Origin of the sequence: Novosphingobium mangrovisedimenti (genome assembly GCF_025153475.1) — a bacterium.
Lineage (GTDB): Bacteria > Pseudomonadota > Alphaproteobacteria > Sphingomonadales > Sphingomonadaceae > Novosphingobium > Novosphingobium mangrovi_A.
Genome location: NZ_JANZXA010000002.1, coordinates 90740 through 107837 on the forward strand (window position 1 = coordinate 90740; position 17098 = coordinate 107837).

A 17098-nucleotide genomic window follows, 5' to 3' on the forward strand; every position below is an offset into this window, starting at 1 on the left:
GCCGGTGAAGCTGTGTTTCCTGCCTGACCAATTCCGGAGAAAGTCCATCATGCACCTCGATCGCCGCGCATTGATCCAGGGAATGGGACACTTGGCGATCCTTGGCGGGCTTGCCCCCGTGCAAGCGCTGTCCGCGCCGCTAGGCGCCTATCCCTTCACTCTTGGCGTGGCATCGGGCGATCCTTGGCCGGATGGCTTCGTTATCTGGACGCGGCTGGCCCCGCAGCCGCTGGAAAGGCACGGCGGCATGCCGATGCTGCCCGTCGCCGTGCGCTGGGAAGTGGCGGAGGACGAGGGCTTTTCCCGGATCGTGCAGCAAGGCGAGGCCATCGCGCGGCCCGAGCTTGCCCACTCCGTCCATGTCGAACTGGCGGGGCTGCAGCCGCAGCGCCCCTACTGGTACCGTTTCATGACCTCGGGCAGCGATACCAGCCCTGTAGGCATGGTCCGCACCGCGCCTGCCGCCGATGCCCTGCCCGAAAGGCTGCGCATCGGTGTCGCCGGCTGCCAGAAGTGGGAGCACGGCTATTTCGATGCCTGGGGCCATCTGGCGAGCGAAAGCGATCTGGACCTCGTCTTCCACTACGGTGATTACATCTACGAAGGGGCCCCTGCGCCGCTGGGCCCCTATATCCCACGCCAGCACATCGGCGACGAACTCTATAGCCTGAGCGACTATCGCCGCCGCTATGCCCAGTACAAGACCGATCCGCACTTGCAGGCCGCCCATGCCGCATGCGCTTTCGCGATGTCCTTCGACGATCACGAGGTGGACAACAACTGGGCCGGCGATCTCGACCGCGACGGCACCCCGCCCGAAGTCTTCGCGCTGCGCCGTCTGGCCGCGATGCAGGCATGGTACGAGCACATGCCCGTCAGGCGCGCGCAGATGCCGGGGCTGCACGGGATAACCGCGCACCGGCGGCTCGATTTCGGACGGCTGCTGCGCATGCATGTGCTCGACACGCGCTCCTACCGCTCAGATCAGCCGTGCAACGACGGCAAGACCCAGCCCTGCCTGCCCGAAATGCACAATTCCCCGACCATGCTCGGAGCCCGGCAGGAAGCATGGCTCGATGAAGGGCTTGCCCATGGCGGGGCCTGGAACCTGCTCGCGCAGCAAGTGTTGATGATGCCCTACGACCGGCGGCCTTCTCCGGATGCAGCACCCGATTTCCCCTACGACACCTGGGACGGATACCGCCCCGCCCGCGCCCGGATGATCGAGACCATTCAACGCCATGGGCTAACGAACGTCGTCGTCGCCTCAGGCGATTACCACCGGCACTTCGCGGGAACCGTGCCCGTGCGCGAGGAAGCACCGGACGGCGCGATGGCCGCCGTCGAGTTCCTCGCCACATCGATCTCCTCGAACGGAGACGGCCGGCCGATCCCCGACGCCGCGTTCCAGCTGGCGAACAATCCGCACATCAGGCTGATGACCGACAGGCGTGGCTACCAGCTCTTCGACATCACGCCGCAATCCTGGCGGACCGACGTGAAAGTGATGGATCAGGTCCGCACGCCGGGAGGAAGCATCGAAACCCTCGCCAGCTTCATCGTCACCCCCGACCGGGTCGCAATCGAGCGCGCATAGCCGGCAAGAGCAACCGTGCGTTCGATCCGGCGGGGGCATGGCGACGGCACACATCCGTCGCCGCCATGCCCCCGCCTTCGTACTTTTCAGCGGATGAGATTTCCGGTGGCGCCATCCCGCAGGTTCGGCATACTGGCACGCAACCAGATGCAGGCCGCCAAAAGCGCGCCTGCAGCGCGGAACACAAGAACGGCAGCGGGAGGACAAAGCAGCGCAATGGCACTCGACAAACGTATCGAGCGACACCTGACCCTTCCTGCCATCGCGGCGCCCATGTTCCTCGTCAGCACGCCGGAACTTGCCATTGCCTGCTGCAAGGCGGGCATCGTCGGCTCGCTGACGCGCAACCACTGCCGCGACATCGAGGAACTCGGCCTGCAGCTGCGCACCGTGCGCGAGGTGCTGGACCGGTTTGCGCAGGATAATCCCGACGTTCCCGTCGGCCCGCTTGCCGTCAATATCTCGCCCACCTTCTCGCAAGCCGAGTTCCGCGATCATCTAGCGCTGTGCCGCCAATGGGGTGTTTCGATCATCGTGACATCGGTGGGCGATCCAACCGTCAACGCCCCGCTGGTGCAGGATCATGGCCTGCTGCACTTCCACGATGCCACAACCATCCGCTTTGCCGAGAAGGCTGCAGCGGCCAAGGTGGACGGGATCGTGTGCATCGGCGCGGGCGGCGGCGGCCATGCCGGCACGATCAGCCACCTCGCCTTCATCCCGCAAGTCCGCGCGATGTTCGACGGTACGATCGTGATGGCCGGGGCGATCTCGACAGGCGAGGCGATCCACGCCGCCGAAGCGCTCGGCGCCGACCTTGCCTATCTGGGCACGCGCTTCATCGCGACCCGGGAATCGGGCGCGCCCGATGCCTACAAGGCCATGCTGGTAGAGGGCGGGGGCACCGACGTGCTCTACACGCGCGGCGTCAACGGCCTTCCCGCAAGCTGGCTCAAGGCCTCGCTACGCGAGACCGGGCTCGATCCCGACAACCTGTACATTCCCGAGAAACGCGGGACGGACCATCTGCCTGCCGGCAAGACCCCCTGGCGCGACATCTGGAGCGCGGGGCAAGGCATCGGCCTGATCGATGACCTGCCGAGCGTGTCCGATCTGGTCCGCCGGCTGCGGCACGAATACGTCACGGCCTGCGAGAAGCCCGGCCTCGCCGCCGCCAGAGAGGCTCTTGCCCGCGACATACCCGTGACATGACGCTGCGGGTGGAGGAAGCTGCGATCGAGCCGGACCGGCCGATCGTCGATCCGCATCTGCACTTGTGGGACATCCCGGCCGTGGAAGGCTTGCCACAGGAGCCCCAGACTTTCCTGCTGCGCGATGCGGCCCGGACGCTCGAAGCCTGTGGTCACCGGATCACGCACACCGTATTCGTCGAATGCCATGCGATGTACCGGGCGCATGGCGCCCCGGAACTGCAATCGCTGGGAGAGACCGAATTCGCGAACGGCACGGCCGCCATGAGTGCCAGCGGCGGCTATGGCCCGACGCGGATCTCGCACCGGATCGTCGGCAATGTCGATCTGTGCCGGGGCGACAGGGTCGAGGCGCTGCTGGAGCGGCATTGCGCGGCGGCGGGAGAGCGCTTCCGCGGCGTGCGGATGAACACTGCCTACAGCCCCGCGGGTCTGTTCGGCGGCCCGGCCGAACCGGCAGCGCGGGACCGGATCGATGATCCCCGCTTTGTCGAAGGGTGCCGCATCCTTGCCCGGATGGGGCTCAGTCTCGACGTCTGGTGCCTGCACCCGCAACTGGAGCAGCTCGTCCGCCTCGCCGACCGTGTCCCCGGCCTCACCATTGTTCTCGACCATCTGGGCACGCCCGATCTTCGTGGGGACTATGCCAGTCGGGAGGACGAGGCCATCGCCCAGTGGGAAAGGAAACTCACGCAACTGGCCGAGCGCCCGAACACGCGCATCAAGCTCAGCGGACAGGGAATGGACGTTGCAACGCTTCTCGGCGCAAGCACCGGAACGGCTACCTCGAACGAACTGGCTGAGCACTGGCAAGCCCGCATCTGCGCCGGCATAGAGGCCTTCACGCCCGCCCGGTCGATGTTCGCGAGCAATTTTCCGCCCGATCAGTCGGCCGGCAGCTACGGCACGATCTGGAACGCCTTCAAGAAGATCGCTGCCCGTTTCAGCGAGGAAGAACAGGACTGGCTGTTCCGGGGCACCGCCACCGAAGTGTACGCCATCGACACTTAGGCCGGCGCCCCGGGCGCAAATCGCGGCAACGGCCGAGGTTCCCGCCTCGTCGGACCGACGGAGATACATCCGAAACGGGCCCATTCGCGATCAACAACGCGTGCTCCCGCGCTATTCCATACCGCGACGCAGAACGCGGACAGGGCCTGCGAGCAGACACACGCAGGCGCCCTCCCACATGCACGGAGCAGAGCTTGCAGCGCATCGCCCCGCCATTTCAAGAAGGCCCCAGCAGGCGGAAGGTCGAGCGCCTGATGCGCCAGGCCCTGCGCGCCTCCAGCCCCGTGCCGCAGCGCAGTGGCGCCCGTGTGCGCATCTTCAATGTGAAATACAGCCCCAACCTGGGCGACGGGCTGCTTTCAGAGTGCCTGGAACAGGCCCTGATCGAATGCGGCACCGCGCCCGGCACCGGCTCGGTCGATCTCGCTGGGAGAACGGCCTATGGGCCGGGCGCGCCAGGTCGGGTCACGCAAATGCGCCTGCTCGATGCCCTGCCCGCCCGGCTGCGACACCTGGCCGTGCGCGCGCCCCTGGCGGTCCAGTCGCGCCGGCTCTGGCGCCCGCACTACCGCCGGGCGCTGGAAGAGGCCGACTGCGTGGTGATCGGCGGCGGCAACCTGATAACCGATCTGGACCTCAATTTCCCGACCAAGCTGGCGCTCGTCGCCGACGAAGCCGCCCGGCGCGGCCTGCCGGTCTTCATCTATGGCTGCGGCGTTTCCAGTGAATGGAGCCCGCGCGGGCGCGCCCTGCTCGCACGGGCCCTGCACCGCCAGGTCATCCGCCAAGTCTTCGTCCGCGACGAGCGATCGCGACAGGCCTGGAACGATCTGGCGGGAACCGCAGCCGGGCTCGAAGCCACTCCGGTGCGCGATCCCGGCCTCCTCGCCGCCGAACGCTACGATGTACGGCCCGTACAGCGCGGCGATGGTCCGCCACTCATCGGCATCAACGTGACCAGCCAGCTCGCGCTACGCTATCATTCGGCTGCCGCCCCCTCGCCCGCGCAGCTGGACGCATGGTATCTCGACCTTGCCCGGTCGCTTGTCGCGCAAGGCTGCAATATCGCGGTCTTCACGAACGGCTCTCCCGAAGACCGGGCCTGCGCGCTGCGGCTGCAGCCAGCCTTCCAGGCGCTTGGCTCGGGATCGAGCGTGCGCTTCCCCAATGCCCGAAACCCCGAGGAACTGACACACCTCATCGCGGGACTGAGCGCGATTGCCGCCTTCCGCATGCACGCGATCATCGCCGCCTATGCCTGTGCCGTTCCATTCCTCGCACTGGCCTGGGACCCAAAGCTGGATGCCTTCGTCCAGTCGGTCGACCGCGCGCACTGGTTGTGCTGTCCGGCACAAACCTCGGGAGCGGCTGCGGCGAGCCAGTTGCTCGGTGCGATGCGGGAGGGCGTCCCCGATCCTGAACGCAAGCTCGTGGTCGCCCAAACGCGGCGGGGCATTGCCATGTTGCAGGAGGACATCGCACGGGCACTTGCCGAAAAATGAGAAGCGCCGCAGTGCTCTGGGCCTGCTGTCTGACGGCAAGCGCAAGCGCAGACCAGGCTGCTGCCTCACCGACCGGAACCCCCGCCCCAATGCAGTTGGGGGCCGCCTCCAACTTCTCGCAAGGGTGGAGCGACCGGATCTGGCGGGCAGCGCTGGACCTGCCCCTTCCTCGCCTGCGCGACAGCATCCGATGGGAACAGGTCGAGCGGACGCCGGGGCTCTATGTCTTCGACAAGCCGACGACGACCTGGCCCGACCGCTTCGCGCGAAGCGGCACGCCGATCACGCTGACGCTGAACTGGGGCAATCCGCTCTACGACGATGGCAAGACACCGCACTCGCCACAGGCGCTGGCCGCCTTCGGTCGCTTCGCAGCCGCGGTGGTCCGCCGTTTCCCGCAGATCGACACGCTGGAAATCGGAAACGAAATCAACGGAAACAATTTCGTATCGGGTCCGGTGAGAAACGCCGGCCTTGCCCGGCGCGGGCAATACCACCTTGCCATGGTCCGCGCCGCCGCCCGGGCAGTTCACAGGGTCCGTCCCGGCATCAAAGTCCTTGGGGGTTCCACCCATTCGCTGCCGGCCGGCTTCCTGTGGCCCCTGCTGGACCTGTCCGGAGCCGGGGCCATCGAGGGACTTGCGCTTCACCCCTACACCACGCCGATCGATCAACTGCCCGGGCAAATCGGCCTGCTGCGAAGGAACGGCACGTTGGCACGTCTGCCACTCTCCATCACCGAGTTCGGCAGCCAGGACGCGCGGCACGCAGCCGATGACCTGGTGCGCGGCTATGCGGTTCTGGCCGCGCTCGGCGTCAGCGAAATGGACTGGTACCCGCTCAACCCGCGCGGCGACGGCATGATCCCGCTGGTCCGGCGCGACGGTTCGCTGACCGATACCGGCAAGGCCTTTCGCTTCGTACAGGCCCGGATGGCCGGCCTGCCCGCGCGCGACGACAGCCCTGACCCCTTCACGTCCATTCGCAGGTTCGGCTCGAAAATCGCGGTGATCTGGGGTGCGCCGCGCCGCATCACCGTCGATCCCGGAAACGTCTCGGTCTTCGATGCCACGGGCGCCCGGCTCGATACCCGGAACCTGATCCTGCATGAGAGGCGCGTGCTGGTCCTGATCGGGACGCGGCCACTGAAAACCGCGCAACTCGTCCATCTCGGATGCAGCAGGCTGCTGGCCGACAGCTTCCACCAATTCGGCTATCCGCTGCCCGGCGCGCGTCAGGCCGCCGGCGACGGTTTCGAACGCTATGTCCGCGTCGGCTCGCACGCCTTGCCTTTCGAAGTGATGCCCGGCCAGCAGCGCCGCGGCGTCCCCTGGACGCCCTATCTCGGCCGCCGGGGCATGAGAGACCTGCGCCTGACCGCGGATACGATCCTTCCGGCCGTCGAAGGCGGCAACGGCGCCGTGGTTCATCACTATGCGACCGGACGCGACCTCCGCGTACACCTGCTCGCCGAATTCAGCGTCTCCCCGCGCAGCACGGATGGCGTTGCCATGACCCTTTCGCGGAACGGACACGACGTCCTCACGCGATCCGGCAACGCGCCGATCACCGTCGACCTCCACCTGAACTTGCGCAGGGGGCAGGCTCTCAGCCTGTCACTAGCCCCCGGCACCAGCGCACGCGGCGACATCACGCGCTATCGCATCCGGATCCTCGACGAGAGCCGGTGCGCTGAAAACGCTCCGCCGAATTCCTGACTCTCCCGATTCGCCAGTCGACCACTTTTCGCCCCATACCGCCGGCAAGACGCGCGCACGCACCGCCGATTGTCGACTGCAAGGCGGAAAAAATGGCCTGATAGAGAGAAAACAGCCCTGCCCATGGCTATTTTTCCGCTCCGCAGGGATCCGTAAATCCACCTGCTTTTGTCTCGAAACCGGCAATGACTGCGAGTGGAGCACGAGAACAACATTCCTACGTCGGCTCATATACTTAATATTTTCCACCCTTGGCTTCCCACAAGCTTAGGCATCGCGCCGAACAGCCCCATCCTCATTTTAACCGACAGAGTACGTGTAGGTATAATTCTGCATTAAAATGTGAATTCCAAGATAAGAAATAAGTATACTTCATGGTGAATTTCAATTTACCACAGCACTACAGGTCTCGTTTAATCACCCCCCATACTCGTCCCAACATCACGAATTCCGGAGCTCCGAGCACCGCAAACCGGAACAGCCTCCGACAGATGGGACGATATCATGACCGACAGAAACTCAGTTAACCCGACGCACGGAACAGCAACTGCAAGCGCCTGCTTCTTCAATGATACTTATGAAAAGAAGGAGTGGTACCTCGATGGCTCCGCACTATCGCCACTAAGTATTGATGCTTACTCGGCATGGACGGACTACAAAGGCGCAGGCATCAAGATCGGCGTCATCGATTCACAGATCGATTTCCGCCACACGGATCTGGCCAAAGCCTACGACGCATCGCTCGACTACAACTTCGCGCAGGCAACCGGCCAGATCGCGATCGATGACAGCGATCTGCCCTACTACCACGGCACGGCCGTCGCCGGCGTCATTTCGGCCGAGGCGAACAATGCCTACGGCACGGTCGGCATTGCCTCGGAAGCGACCCTGGTCGGCCTGGGGATCGACTACAATTCGGACAACGTCACGGATCAGATCGTTTTGGCCCTGAACGCCTCGGCCGACCTCGACGTCGTCAACAACAGCTGGAGCTTTACCTCCAACTTCGACGACAACTTCAACAGGCACCCGGAATATGCAGAGGCCCTGGAACATGCCGTCAGCGAAGGGCGCGGCGGTCTGGGCACTTCGGTGATCTTCGCGGCAGGCAATGCCGGAACCGGCGGCACTTCAAACTACCACAACTTCCAGAACTCGCCCTACACGATCGCGGTGGGCGCCGTGAACGCGGACGGCACGCCCGCTTCTTTCACCAGCCTGGGCGCCAACGTCCTGCTCTCCGCCGCGGGATCGGACGTCTACACCACCACCCTGAAGGACGGCTTCAAGAACTGCAGCGGCACTTCCTTCGCCGCCCCGGCGGTGACATCGACGGTCGGCCTCATACTGCAGGCCAACCCCGACCTGGGATACCGCGACGTGCAGCAGATCCTGGCCTACTCGGCACGACGCGAGGGCCTGTCCGACAGCACCAATTTCGGCGACGGCTGGCGCACCAACGGCGCGACCAACCTCAATGGCGGCGGCCTGCACTTCAGCGACGCCTTCGGCTATGGCTTTCTCAACGTCCACGACGCCGTGCGCCTTGCGGAAACCTGGACCCGGCAGCAGACTTACGCCAACCTGGCGACGGTCAGCCAGTCAGTGCAAGTCGACCAGACGCTTGCCGCCGGCTCCAACGATCACATCTCGACGCGGATCGAGGTCCGCCAGGCCATCGACATCGAACACGTCCAGCTCGCGCTCGACCTGCGCTGGGTCGATACCGGCGATCTCGACGTCTACCTGACCTCGCCCGACGGCACGACCGTGCGGCTGGTCTACGACCTGCCCTACGACAACCGCGCCGGAGGCCTGCGCAACTTCGTCTTCGATTCCGTCGCATCGATGGGCGAGCAATCGGCCGGAACCTGGACGATCGACGTCTACAACCGCAACCCCGACGCCACCTGCAAGGACGGCACGCCGATGACCGGCCTGCTCCAGGACGCGACGCTGACCATCACCGGCAGCAGCGACAACCGGGCGAACGACACCTACATCTACACCGACGAGTTCGGCACACTCTATGCCGGCGCCGACCTTGCCAGCCGCAGCGTCCTCCATGACACGGACGGCGGCAACGACACGATCAACGCGGCGGCGGTCACGTCAAACTCGACCATTGACCTTTCAGCTGCATCGCAGACCAGGATCGCGGGGGTCATGCTCTCGTTCGCGGCGGACACGATAGAGAACGCGATCGGCGGCGACGGCAACGACACGCTGATCGGCAGCAATGCTGCCAATGTCCTGCACGCGGGCCGCGGCGACGATGTGATCTACTTCAGCTTCGGCAACGACATCCTGGACGGCGGCCGCGGCGCGGATACCCTGATGGTTAATTCCGACTTTGGCAGCATCTCCGGTCATGCCCTGAGCGATGGCGCGCTGGAGATTTCAACGCGCACCGGCGAGGTTTCGACCGTGTCCGATGTGGAAACCTTCGTATTCTCCGACACCACTTACTCCTACGATCAGCTGCTCGACCTCTTCGCCGCAGGTAGCGGCGATACCTCGCAGGACGGTTCGAACGGCCAGACCTCCGACGGCTCCGATGGAACTACCCCCACCTATGACAACCACCTGACCGGAACGACCGAGAGCGAGACAATTCTCGGCAGCGACACCGCGGACCTGATTCACGGCATGGGCGGCAACGACCTCATCAAGGGCGGTGCCGGGGACGACTGGATCGAGGGCGGCGCGGGCCGCGATCGGCTCTTCGGCGGGGACGGTGCGGATACCTTCATCTTCGACGTATCGGAACTCGACACCCTCGACATCGTCTACGACTTCAACGCCGGGGAAGGCGACCGCATCCTGATCACCGGCCTCGACGCGAACGCTGGCGCCACGTTCGACTTCGAGGAACACGGCACCAGCACCATACTGGCAATGCACATGGGCGGCGAAACATACGACGTGGCGCGCCTCAAGGGGGACGCCATCGATCATCTGGACATGACCCTGCATATGAGCACCAGCGATCTCGGCATCCTCTGGGCCTGATGCGCTCCCGCGCCAACGCCGGATCATCGCCAGAAGGACGGGAGACACGTCCATTTTGACATCGAGACACGACGATCAGATCCGCCCTCTCCTCCGATCTGAAAACGATTAGATATATACACAAACCTAAATAAATATACCTATTATACATTCATAATAGAACAAAATTGATCAAATCAAGAAAACGTCCATGTTGAAAATCAATCAAACCTCACAATAAAACCAAGACAAGCGGACACATATCGATTCGCAAGAAACAATATAAATCAAAATATATTTAATGGGTGGCAATGAAGACGAACTCGTTGACACAGAGTAGCACACTGAAGGGAATCTTTCATGGTAGACATCGTAGGGGACAGCAACGCCAACAAGATCGACGGCACGGACGGTTCGGACGTGATCGATGCGGGCGGGCGGCGTGATGCCGTCCACGCAGCCGAGGGCGACGACACCGTCTATGGCGGCGCCAACCAGGATCGCCTGTATGGCGATGACGGCAACGACTACCTCGACGGCGAAGGGTCCAACGACAAGCTCTATGGCGGTGCCGGCAATGACACGCTGATCGGCGGCGGCCAGGATGACCGTCTCTACGGCGGCGACGGCGACGACATCATCAACGGCGGCGACGACAACGATGTCCTCTATGGCGACAACCCCGCCGACGGCAACGACAACGAAGGCGGCCACGACATCTTCCTGTTCGATGCTGACGATGGCACCGACAAGGTGTTCGACTTCGAGCATGGCATCGATCAGGTGCAGCTCACCGACGGAGGCTCCTACTCGCTGGAATACACCGGCTCGGGTAACACCGTCCTGACTTACGGTGCGACGACCGTCACCTTCTACGATGAACACATCGACGCCTCCGACATCGTCGTCATCTGACTACCAACCCGGGTCCGCACCGGGGGGCGAGGAGTGGGGCGCGGCCAATGCCGCGCCCCATTTGCGTCGGCGCATGGCCCGGATCAGCGCACAAGGCGCCAACAGGGCCGGAGAACTTGAACCATATCGGAGCATACTCGTGTTCCGGACCGTGACCGTCGGGAATAGGCTTCGAACATGCCGTCGATGTTCCATGCCCGGAGGCACGTTTGAACCTGCAAGCTGCATCCATCCGCACCGATACCTCCCCCGCGCCCTTCGAAGGCGGCCCGGGCCGGCCGGGCCCGAACCTCTTCATCATCGGCGCATCGAAAGCCGGATCGAGCGCACTGCACGCCTATCTGGCAGCCCATCCCCGGATCTGCATGAGCACGGAAAAGGAGCCCTGCTATTTCATCGATCAAAACGAGCTGAAAGCAGCCTGGCCGATCATGGCGCGCCGGCCCTGCTCGCACGACCGGGAGGCCTACCTCGACTTGTGGCAGGCGAACGACCGCACCCGATATCGCGGGGAAAGCAGTGTCTACTATTCACAGGCCCCCCACCGCAGCGGCGTGCCTGCACGGATCGCAGCCGTCAGCCCCGATGCCCGCATCATCTACACCGTGCGCGAACCGGTAATACGCGCTATCGGGCACTACTGGCAGCGCTTCAAGGAGTTCCAGGAGCCCCTGCCGCTCGATACGGCGATGCGCGAAAATCCGCTCTACCGCGACACGTCGGACTATGCACTGCAACTCCATTTCTATCTGGAGCACTTCGCCCCGTCGCAGATCCACGTGATCGTCGCCGAGGAACTGCGCAAGGACCGCCGCAGGGTTCTGGCCCGATGCATCGACTGGCTTGAGCTGGAACCGTTCGAATACGCTAAATCCCAGCTCGCCGACCGGCACCCGTCGCCGCCCGTCAGCCGCAGGACGCGTTTTCCGCTTGTCCGGCAAGTCCGGAATTCGGGGATCTGGTCGATGGCGCGGCAGCATCTTCCCGCAGGAACGGTCGAGCGCCTGCGCCGGGCATCGACGATCTCCTTCGACAAGCAGCAGATCGATGACAGCGCGGCCCGTGAATACCTCTCGCAACACCTGGCACCGCGCCGCGCCACGTTCGAGGACCTGATCGGGCGCCGCATCACCGCCTGGGATGCGGCCTGAACCCGCGCGCAGACCATGAACATGGTTCCCATCGCCCTGTTCTGGACGCTCGCGATCTGGGGGCTGCTCAGCCGTAAACCTGTCCTTCTCTACCTGTTCTTCGCCAGCATGCCGATCGGCGCCTTCGCCGTCATCCCGACGGCCTTGACCGGAGGACTGACTTTCACGGCCACACCGATCGTGGCTCTGCTGCTGATCGCGCGGACATTCGCCGATCGCAGCGGACCCTCGGCATTCCTGTCGCTTGCGGTACTGCCGGGCAGGCTGATGCTGCTGACGCTGTTCTGGCTGGTCGCAGCGATTGCCACCGCGTTCATGCCGCGCCTGTTCGAAGGCGCCGTCATGGTCGTGCCGATCCGTGGAACCGTCAGTGCGCCAGCACCCTTGCAGCCGACCCCTCAGAACATTTCCCAGTTCACCTATCTGTCGATCGCCGTGTTCTCGGTCTTCGCCTTTGCCCGCGCACTCCAGCCGGCAGCCATGCGTCAGCATGCTCTCAACGCCATGTGCCTGGGCGGGTTCGTCACGGTCGTAACCGGACTGCTGGACTATGCCAGCCAGTTCCTGCCGCTCGCACCGCTGCTGGAGCCGTTTCGCACGGCAAGCTATGCGTTGTTGACCGACATCGAAGTCCTCGGCGCGAAACGCGTTGTCGGCCTGATGCCCGAAGCCTCGGCTTACGGCGGGTTATGCCTTGCCCTTCTGAGCGCACTCTACTTCTACCGCCGCGCGATGGCCGACGACATCTTGCGCAACGTCTACACGCCGATCGTGCTGGGCCTCCTGACCCTCTGCGCATGGCTCTCGACTTCCTCCGCCACATACGTCGGGATGGCCGTTCTGGTGTTCGTGGCCGCGCTGGAATGGTTCTTGCGGATCACCGGCGATGAACACAAGGACGCCATCTACCGCAAGGGGCTTGCGGGTGAAATGTCGGCTACGGTCACGATTGTCATCGCCATTGCCGTGCTGACGATCCTGCAACCGCAGATCCTCGATCCTGTCTACTCGCTGGTCCAACGCATGGTCCTGGAGAAGCCGGAATCCAGTTCGTTCAGCGAGCGGGGGATGTGGCGCTCCACCGCCCTTGCGGCGCTGCCCGGAACCCACGGCCTGGGCGTCGGCCTTGGCGGCACCCGCTCCTCCAGCGGCATCGTCGCGATGTTCAGCAGCACCGGCATTCCGGGCGGCCTGCTGTTCTATGCCTTCATCGTGCAAAGTCTCTCGCGGCGAAGCCCGGGTGCGCCGGGAGAACCCCAGCTCATCCTCTCCGCATTCCGTTTCTCCTTCATTGCGCCCTTCGTCGTGTCACTGGTGGTGGGCGATGCCGATTTTGGGGGAATCGCGGCCTTCGGCTATGGTCTTGTCGCTGCCCTTGCCGTCGCCGGGCGACCGCCCCAGCGCCCGGCCGCCATCCCCATCCCGCGCGCGGCGTAAAACAGGGAACGACAGACCTCATGAGCGATCGGCCCCGGCGAAGTCCTCTTCGAACGCCTGCCGGCGTAGTTCGACCACCCAGAACACCGCATAGAGAACGAGCCAGATCGGCCAGAACAAGGCATCGCGCACGTCTCGCCGGAACCGGCCGGGCACGGGCACCGGCCCCTGTATTCCCGCGAAGCACCAGGCCGTAACGAGCCAGCCCGTCAGGTAGATGCCTCCGGCCAGGAGAAATCCTGCCAACATGCCCTCCTACATTTCCAGGATCTTGCGCGGATCGAGCTGCCCGCGCAGGCAATCGACAACCGCCAGCACGTTGCCCAGCAGCCGTCCGCGCCGGTCGACAAGCGGCTCGGGCTTCAGGCTGCGCAGGGCATTGGCGAACACGTTTTTCGTCATCAGCCGGTTCCCGAAACCACTGCGCATCGAGCCCTTGCGCTTCAGGTACACGATGTTGGCAACCTGCGAGTACCCCAGCCGCTTGCCTGACGTGCGGCCGCTGCTGATGCCCATATGCACGCCGGTCACGCTCGACGCCGCAATCAGGCGGCCCCTGCGCCCCAGCCGGTTGGTAAAATCGACGTCTTCCTGCCACCCATAGAGCGGAAGGTTCTCATCGAAACGCAGCCCTTTCGCGGCCGCCACGCGAATGGCCATGTTGCAGCCATAGAGTTCGCGGCGCTCGACGATCTCCGGCTGAAACCTTGCCGGACGGTTCGCGATGAGGGCCTGGGCCTGTTCCACCGAATAACCGCCGTGCAACACGCCATCGGCCAGGAGATCTCCGGTCACGCCCACGACCTGCGGATCAGCCGCGAACAAGGCCTCGACATTGGCGAGATAATCGGGCGCGGGAATGAAATCGTCGTCGAAGTAGACGATGATGTCCGCCTGCCCCTCAAGCGCCGAAAGGGCGCGATTGCGCTGCCGGCACAGTCCCTTTTCGGAAAAGAGGATTTCGGGATTGCCCCGCGCCTCTTTCACGCCGGCGACATCCTGCGGGGTAACGCTGGCCACCACAATTCCATCGGCCCGCCGGGTTTGATCGGCGAGCATATCGACCGTACGTCGCACAAGCTCGGCGCGGCCAACCGTTGCGATCACGACGAAGAGCGCTGCCACCCTAGGCCTCCTTCAAGACCGAGGCACGGCGCTGACATTGCCGCAGGAACGCGGACAGGCGCAGCTGCATCCGCCGTTCGACAAGGAGAGCGAAAGCGCCGGCCAGCACCGTGCACGAAACGGCAGTCACAACCACGGCGACCACAGGCGAAAGCGGGGTGCGATAGAGAGCTCCCAGGATGAAACCGCCCGGGATCTGGTTGATGAGATAGAGCGGATAGGTCGCCAGTCCGGCGATCGTTGCGAACCGGACGAACCTGCCCCCCGAACCGACCCGCAGCAGAACGCAGACGCTCAGCACCAGCGTTGACACGCCCCAGACAGCAACGGCCCGGTAAGGCATCTGGCCGAATTGCGACACCCCTACGCTGGACAAGGCCGCATAGTACGTCGCAATCAGCGACATGACGAAATTGGCACAAAAAACGGTAATATTTACAGTGACATCACGGCGCATGAAGATGCCGCAGAGTGAGGCGCCAACAACGAAATAGCAGTTCGTCGAAATCAGCGTCACCCGCAGCTTGTACGAAGATGCCGCCTCCGCTAGCCGATGTCCGAGATCACCGAGCAGCCCCGCCTCACCAGCCAGCACTGCCCCCCAGAGCACCAGATTGAAAACCGTCACCGCCAGCATGATGGCCGTCACCCGGCCGATCATCCCGGTCCTTATGGCAACGAAGACAGCGCCATAGAACACCGCCTCCGCAACCAGTGTCCACACCGCGCCATCCACCCATGGGCCGACCGGGAAGAGGATCATGGAGCGCAAGAACCGCTCGGAAAGCTCCAGCGGTCCAAGCACTCCGCACGCCAGCAGGATCAATGCCGAAAGCGCGGAAAAGAACCACAGCGCCGGCACAATCCGCGTCACGCGCCCGATCAGGAAATCCGACGCCGACTTGTCTTGCGCCGACATCAGGATCACGAAGCCGGAGATCACGAAAAATACCTGCACGCCGACCCAGCCCAGACTGGTCCAGGCCACAGCGTCCGCGAACGCTACCGGACTGCCGATGATTGCCCTGATGCCTCGCGAATCCGCCGATTCCGCCCACGACAGGAACAATAGATGGTAGGCCATAACAGCCTGCGCGGCCAACAACCGCATCACGTCCAGAGACGATATCTCGCGCGCTCTTCCTGTTCTCATGTCTTCTCCCGATGGCATGCGGCCGCCATCCCCCGCGCCGCCATGGCGACGCTGCGGTAATGGTCCACGATCTCGTCGGTCCAGCTCCCCTCGTCGTGGCACAGCTGGCGGTAGCCCACGTGCCCGGCCATCGACATCGCTGCCACACGCGCATCGTCCGCATGCAGTTCGGCCATGGCCGATGTGAATGCGGCGATATCCGCAGTATCGACAGCAAGACCAAAGCCGGCCCGCGCGATCTCCTCAGCGACCAACGCGCGGTCGCTGACGATCACCGGCACGCCCGAACCGATCGCCTCCAGTGCAACCAGCCCGAAGGGTTCGGACCAGCGGCTGGGCATGACGGCAAGGCGCGTACCGGAAAGCGCACGCGCCACGCCGGCGCGGTCCAGCCGGCCGAGCAGGACGGCATCGGGGTTGAGCCTGCGAACACGTTTCTCCTCGATACCCTCTCCGACGAACGTGATTGGCAAGCCCGCCGCCGCGGCAGCGCGCGCCGCCAGATCCGCACCCTTTTCCGGCGAAATCCGGCCGATGAAGACGATGCCCTTGTTGTCTTCGGCACGCACACGCTCCGCGCAAGGCGGCGTTACCGGATTGCGAACCGCGAACAGCTTGTCGGCAGGCCATTGCCCGGCCACGAAGGCGCCGGCTTGACCGGGATGGATGAGCAGCATGCGCTCGATATTGGCGAGCCCTCCCAGCAATGCGCGCCGCAGCCCTTCACGCCCGGCACGCCACAGTTTCTCGGCATAGGAAGACTTGTCACACTGGCTGCGAAGACACGCGCCGGAAAGCGGCTCCAGCCTGCAGTCACGTTCGGTGACATAGTTGAAGAAGGCCCCGTTCGGGCAGCAATTGAAATAGTCGTGCCCGTGCAGGATCGTCCTCTCGCCCACCGCGCGCAGCGCTCCGAACACGGCGGGCGTCAGTATCTTGGACCAGCCATGGAGGTGATAGACCGTGCCCGGCGTGTCGTTGCGTCCTATCCAGTCACGGATGACCGCATAGGCGCTGTGATTATACAGCCCCACGGTCGCGGCCCCCAGCTTCGAACGATCGAGCAAGGACTGCCCATGGAGCGCGATGAACTCGACATCTTCGCGATGGAAATGCGCACCGTCGTCGCCGCTGAAAAACGTCACGGGAATGCCGCGCGCGCGCAGTTGCCCGATCAGCACCTGCACGAGGTAAGAGGCGCCGCCCAGAGCCTGGCTGAAATCGTGAAACAGCACCACGCGCTCGGGCCCGCGCCGGGTTTCGAAAGGCTCGTACCGCACCATTCTT

Annotated in this window: 13 protein-coding genes; 9 read left to right on the forward strand and 4 right to left on the reverse strand. The window is 64.2% G+C overall.

Going from position 1 to position 17098, the window contains the following annotated elements:
- The first annotated feature begins 49 nt into the window (after positions 1 to 49).
- The 9 genes from NZK81_RS03990 (at position 50) to NZK81_RS04030 (ending at position 13533) form a co-directional block, all read left to right on the forward strand.
- On the forward strand, positions 50 to 1597 hold the full coding sequence (locus NZK81_RS03990) for an alkaline phosphatase D family protein (RefSeq protein ID WP_260044116.1): 1548 nt from the start codon (positions 50 to 52) through the stop codon (positions 1595 to 1597).
- Positions 1598 to 1813: 216 nt separating this feature from the next.
- On the forward strand, positions 1814 to 2809 hold the full coding sequence (locus NZK81_RS03995; protein WP_260044118.1) for an NAD(P)H-dependent flavin oxidoreductase: 996 nt from the start codon (positions 1814 to 1816) through the stop codon (positions 2807 to 2809).
- Positions 2806 to 3819: an amidohydrolase family protein gene (locus tag NZK81_RS04000; RefSeq protein WP_260044120.1), complete on the forward strand. Its 1014-nt coding sequence runs from the start codon at positions 2806 to 2808 to the stop codon at positions 3817 to 3819. Before NZK81_RS03995 ends, NZK81_RS04000 begins: the two co-directional genes overlap by 4 nt.
- Positions 3820 to 4013: 194 nt before the next feature.
- The gene (locus tag NZK81_RS04005) at positions 4014 to 5321 is read left to right on the forward strand and encodes a polysaccharide pyruvyl transferase family protein (protein WP_260044122.1); all 1308 of its coding nucleotides are present in this window, start codon (positions 4014 to 4016) and stop codon (positions 5319 to 5321) included.
- Positions 5322 to 5410: 89 nt separating this feature from the next.
- The gene (locus NZK81_RS04010) at positions 5411 to 7039 is read left to right on the forward strand and encodes a hypothetical protein (protein ID WP_260044124.1); all 1629 of its coding nucleotides are present in this window, start codon (positions 5411 to 5413) and stop codon (positions 7037 to 7039) included.
- Between the two features lie 504 nt (positions 7040 to 7543).
- Positions 7544 to 10051 carry a S8 family serine peptidase gene (locus NZK81_RS04015; RefSeq protein WP_260044126.1) on the forward strand — a complete coding sequence of 836 codons (2508 nt, stop codon included), beginning with the start codon at positions 7544 to 7546 and terminating at the stop codon, positions 10049 to 10051.
- A 339-nt stretch (positions 10052 to 10390) separates the two neighbouring features.
- Complete coding sequence (locus tag NZK81_RS04020; RefSeq protein WP_260044128.1) at positions 10391 to 10945, forward strand: calcium-binding protein; 555 nt, start codon at positions 10391 to 10393, stop codon at positions 10943 to 10945.
- A 209-nt stretch (positions 10946 to 11154) separates the two neighbouring features.
- On the forward strand, positions 11155 to 12096 hold the full coding sequence (locus tag NZK81_RS04025) for a sulfotransferase family protein (RefSeq protein WP_260044130.1): 942 nt from the start codon (positions 11155 to 11157) through the stop codon (positions 12094 to 12096).
- A 15-nt stretch (positions 12097 to 12111) separates the two neighbouring features.
- The gene (locus NZK81_RS04030) at positions 12112 to 13533 is read left to right on the forward strand and encodes a hypothetical protein (RefSeq protein ID WP_260044132.1); all 1422 of its coding nucleotides are present in this window, start codon (positions 12112 to 12114) and stop codon (positions 13531 to 13533) included.
- Positions 13534 to 13551: 18 nt separating this feature from the next.
- Here the strand turns inward: NZK81_RS04030 and NZK81_RS04035 are convergent, their stop codons facing one another.
- From NZK81_RS04035 to NZK81_RS04050, 4 genes are read right to left on the reverse strand one after another with little or no spacing between them, the layout of a single operon-like run.
- Positions 13552 to 13779: a hypothetical protein gene (locus NZK81_RS04035; RefSeq protein WP_260044134.1), complete on the reverse strand. Its 228-nt coding sequence runs from the start codon at positions 13777 to 13779 to the stop codon at positions 13552 to 13554.
- A 9-nt stretch (positions 13780 to 13788) separates the two neighbouring features.
- The gene (locus NZK81_RS04040; RefSeq protein ID WP_260044136.1) at positions 13789 to 14658 is read right to left on the reverse strand and encodes a glycosyltransferase family 2 protein; all 870 of its coding nucleotides are present in this window, start codon (positions 14656 to 14658) and stop codon (positions 13789 to 13791) included.
- A gap of 1 nt (position 14659) precedes the next feature.
- Complete coding sequence (locus NZK81_RS04045) at positions 14660 to 15811, reverse strand: acyltransferase family protein (RefSeq protein ID WP_260044138.1); 1152 nt, start codon at positions 15809 to 15811, stop codon at positions 14660 to 14662.
- Complete coding sequence (locus tag NZK81_RS04050; RefSeq protein WP_260044140.1) at positions 15808 to 17094, reverse strand: glycosyltransferase family 4 protein; 1287 nt, start codon at positions 17092 to 17094, stop codon at positions 15808 to 15810. The genes NZK81_RS04045 and NZK81_RS04050 overlap by 4 nt, the downstream gene beginning before the upstream one ends.
- Between the last annotated feature and the right edge of the window lie 4 nt (positions 17095 to 17098).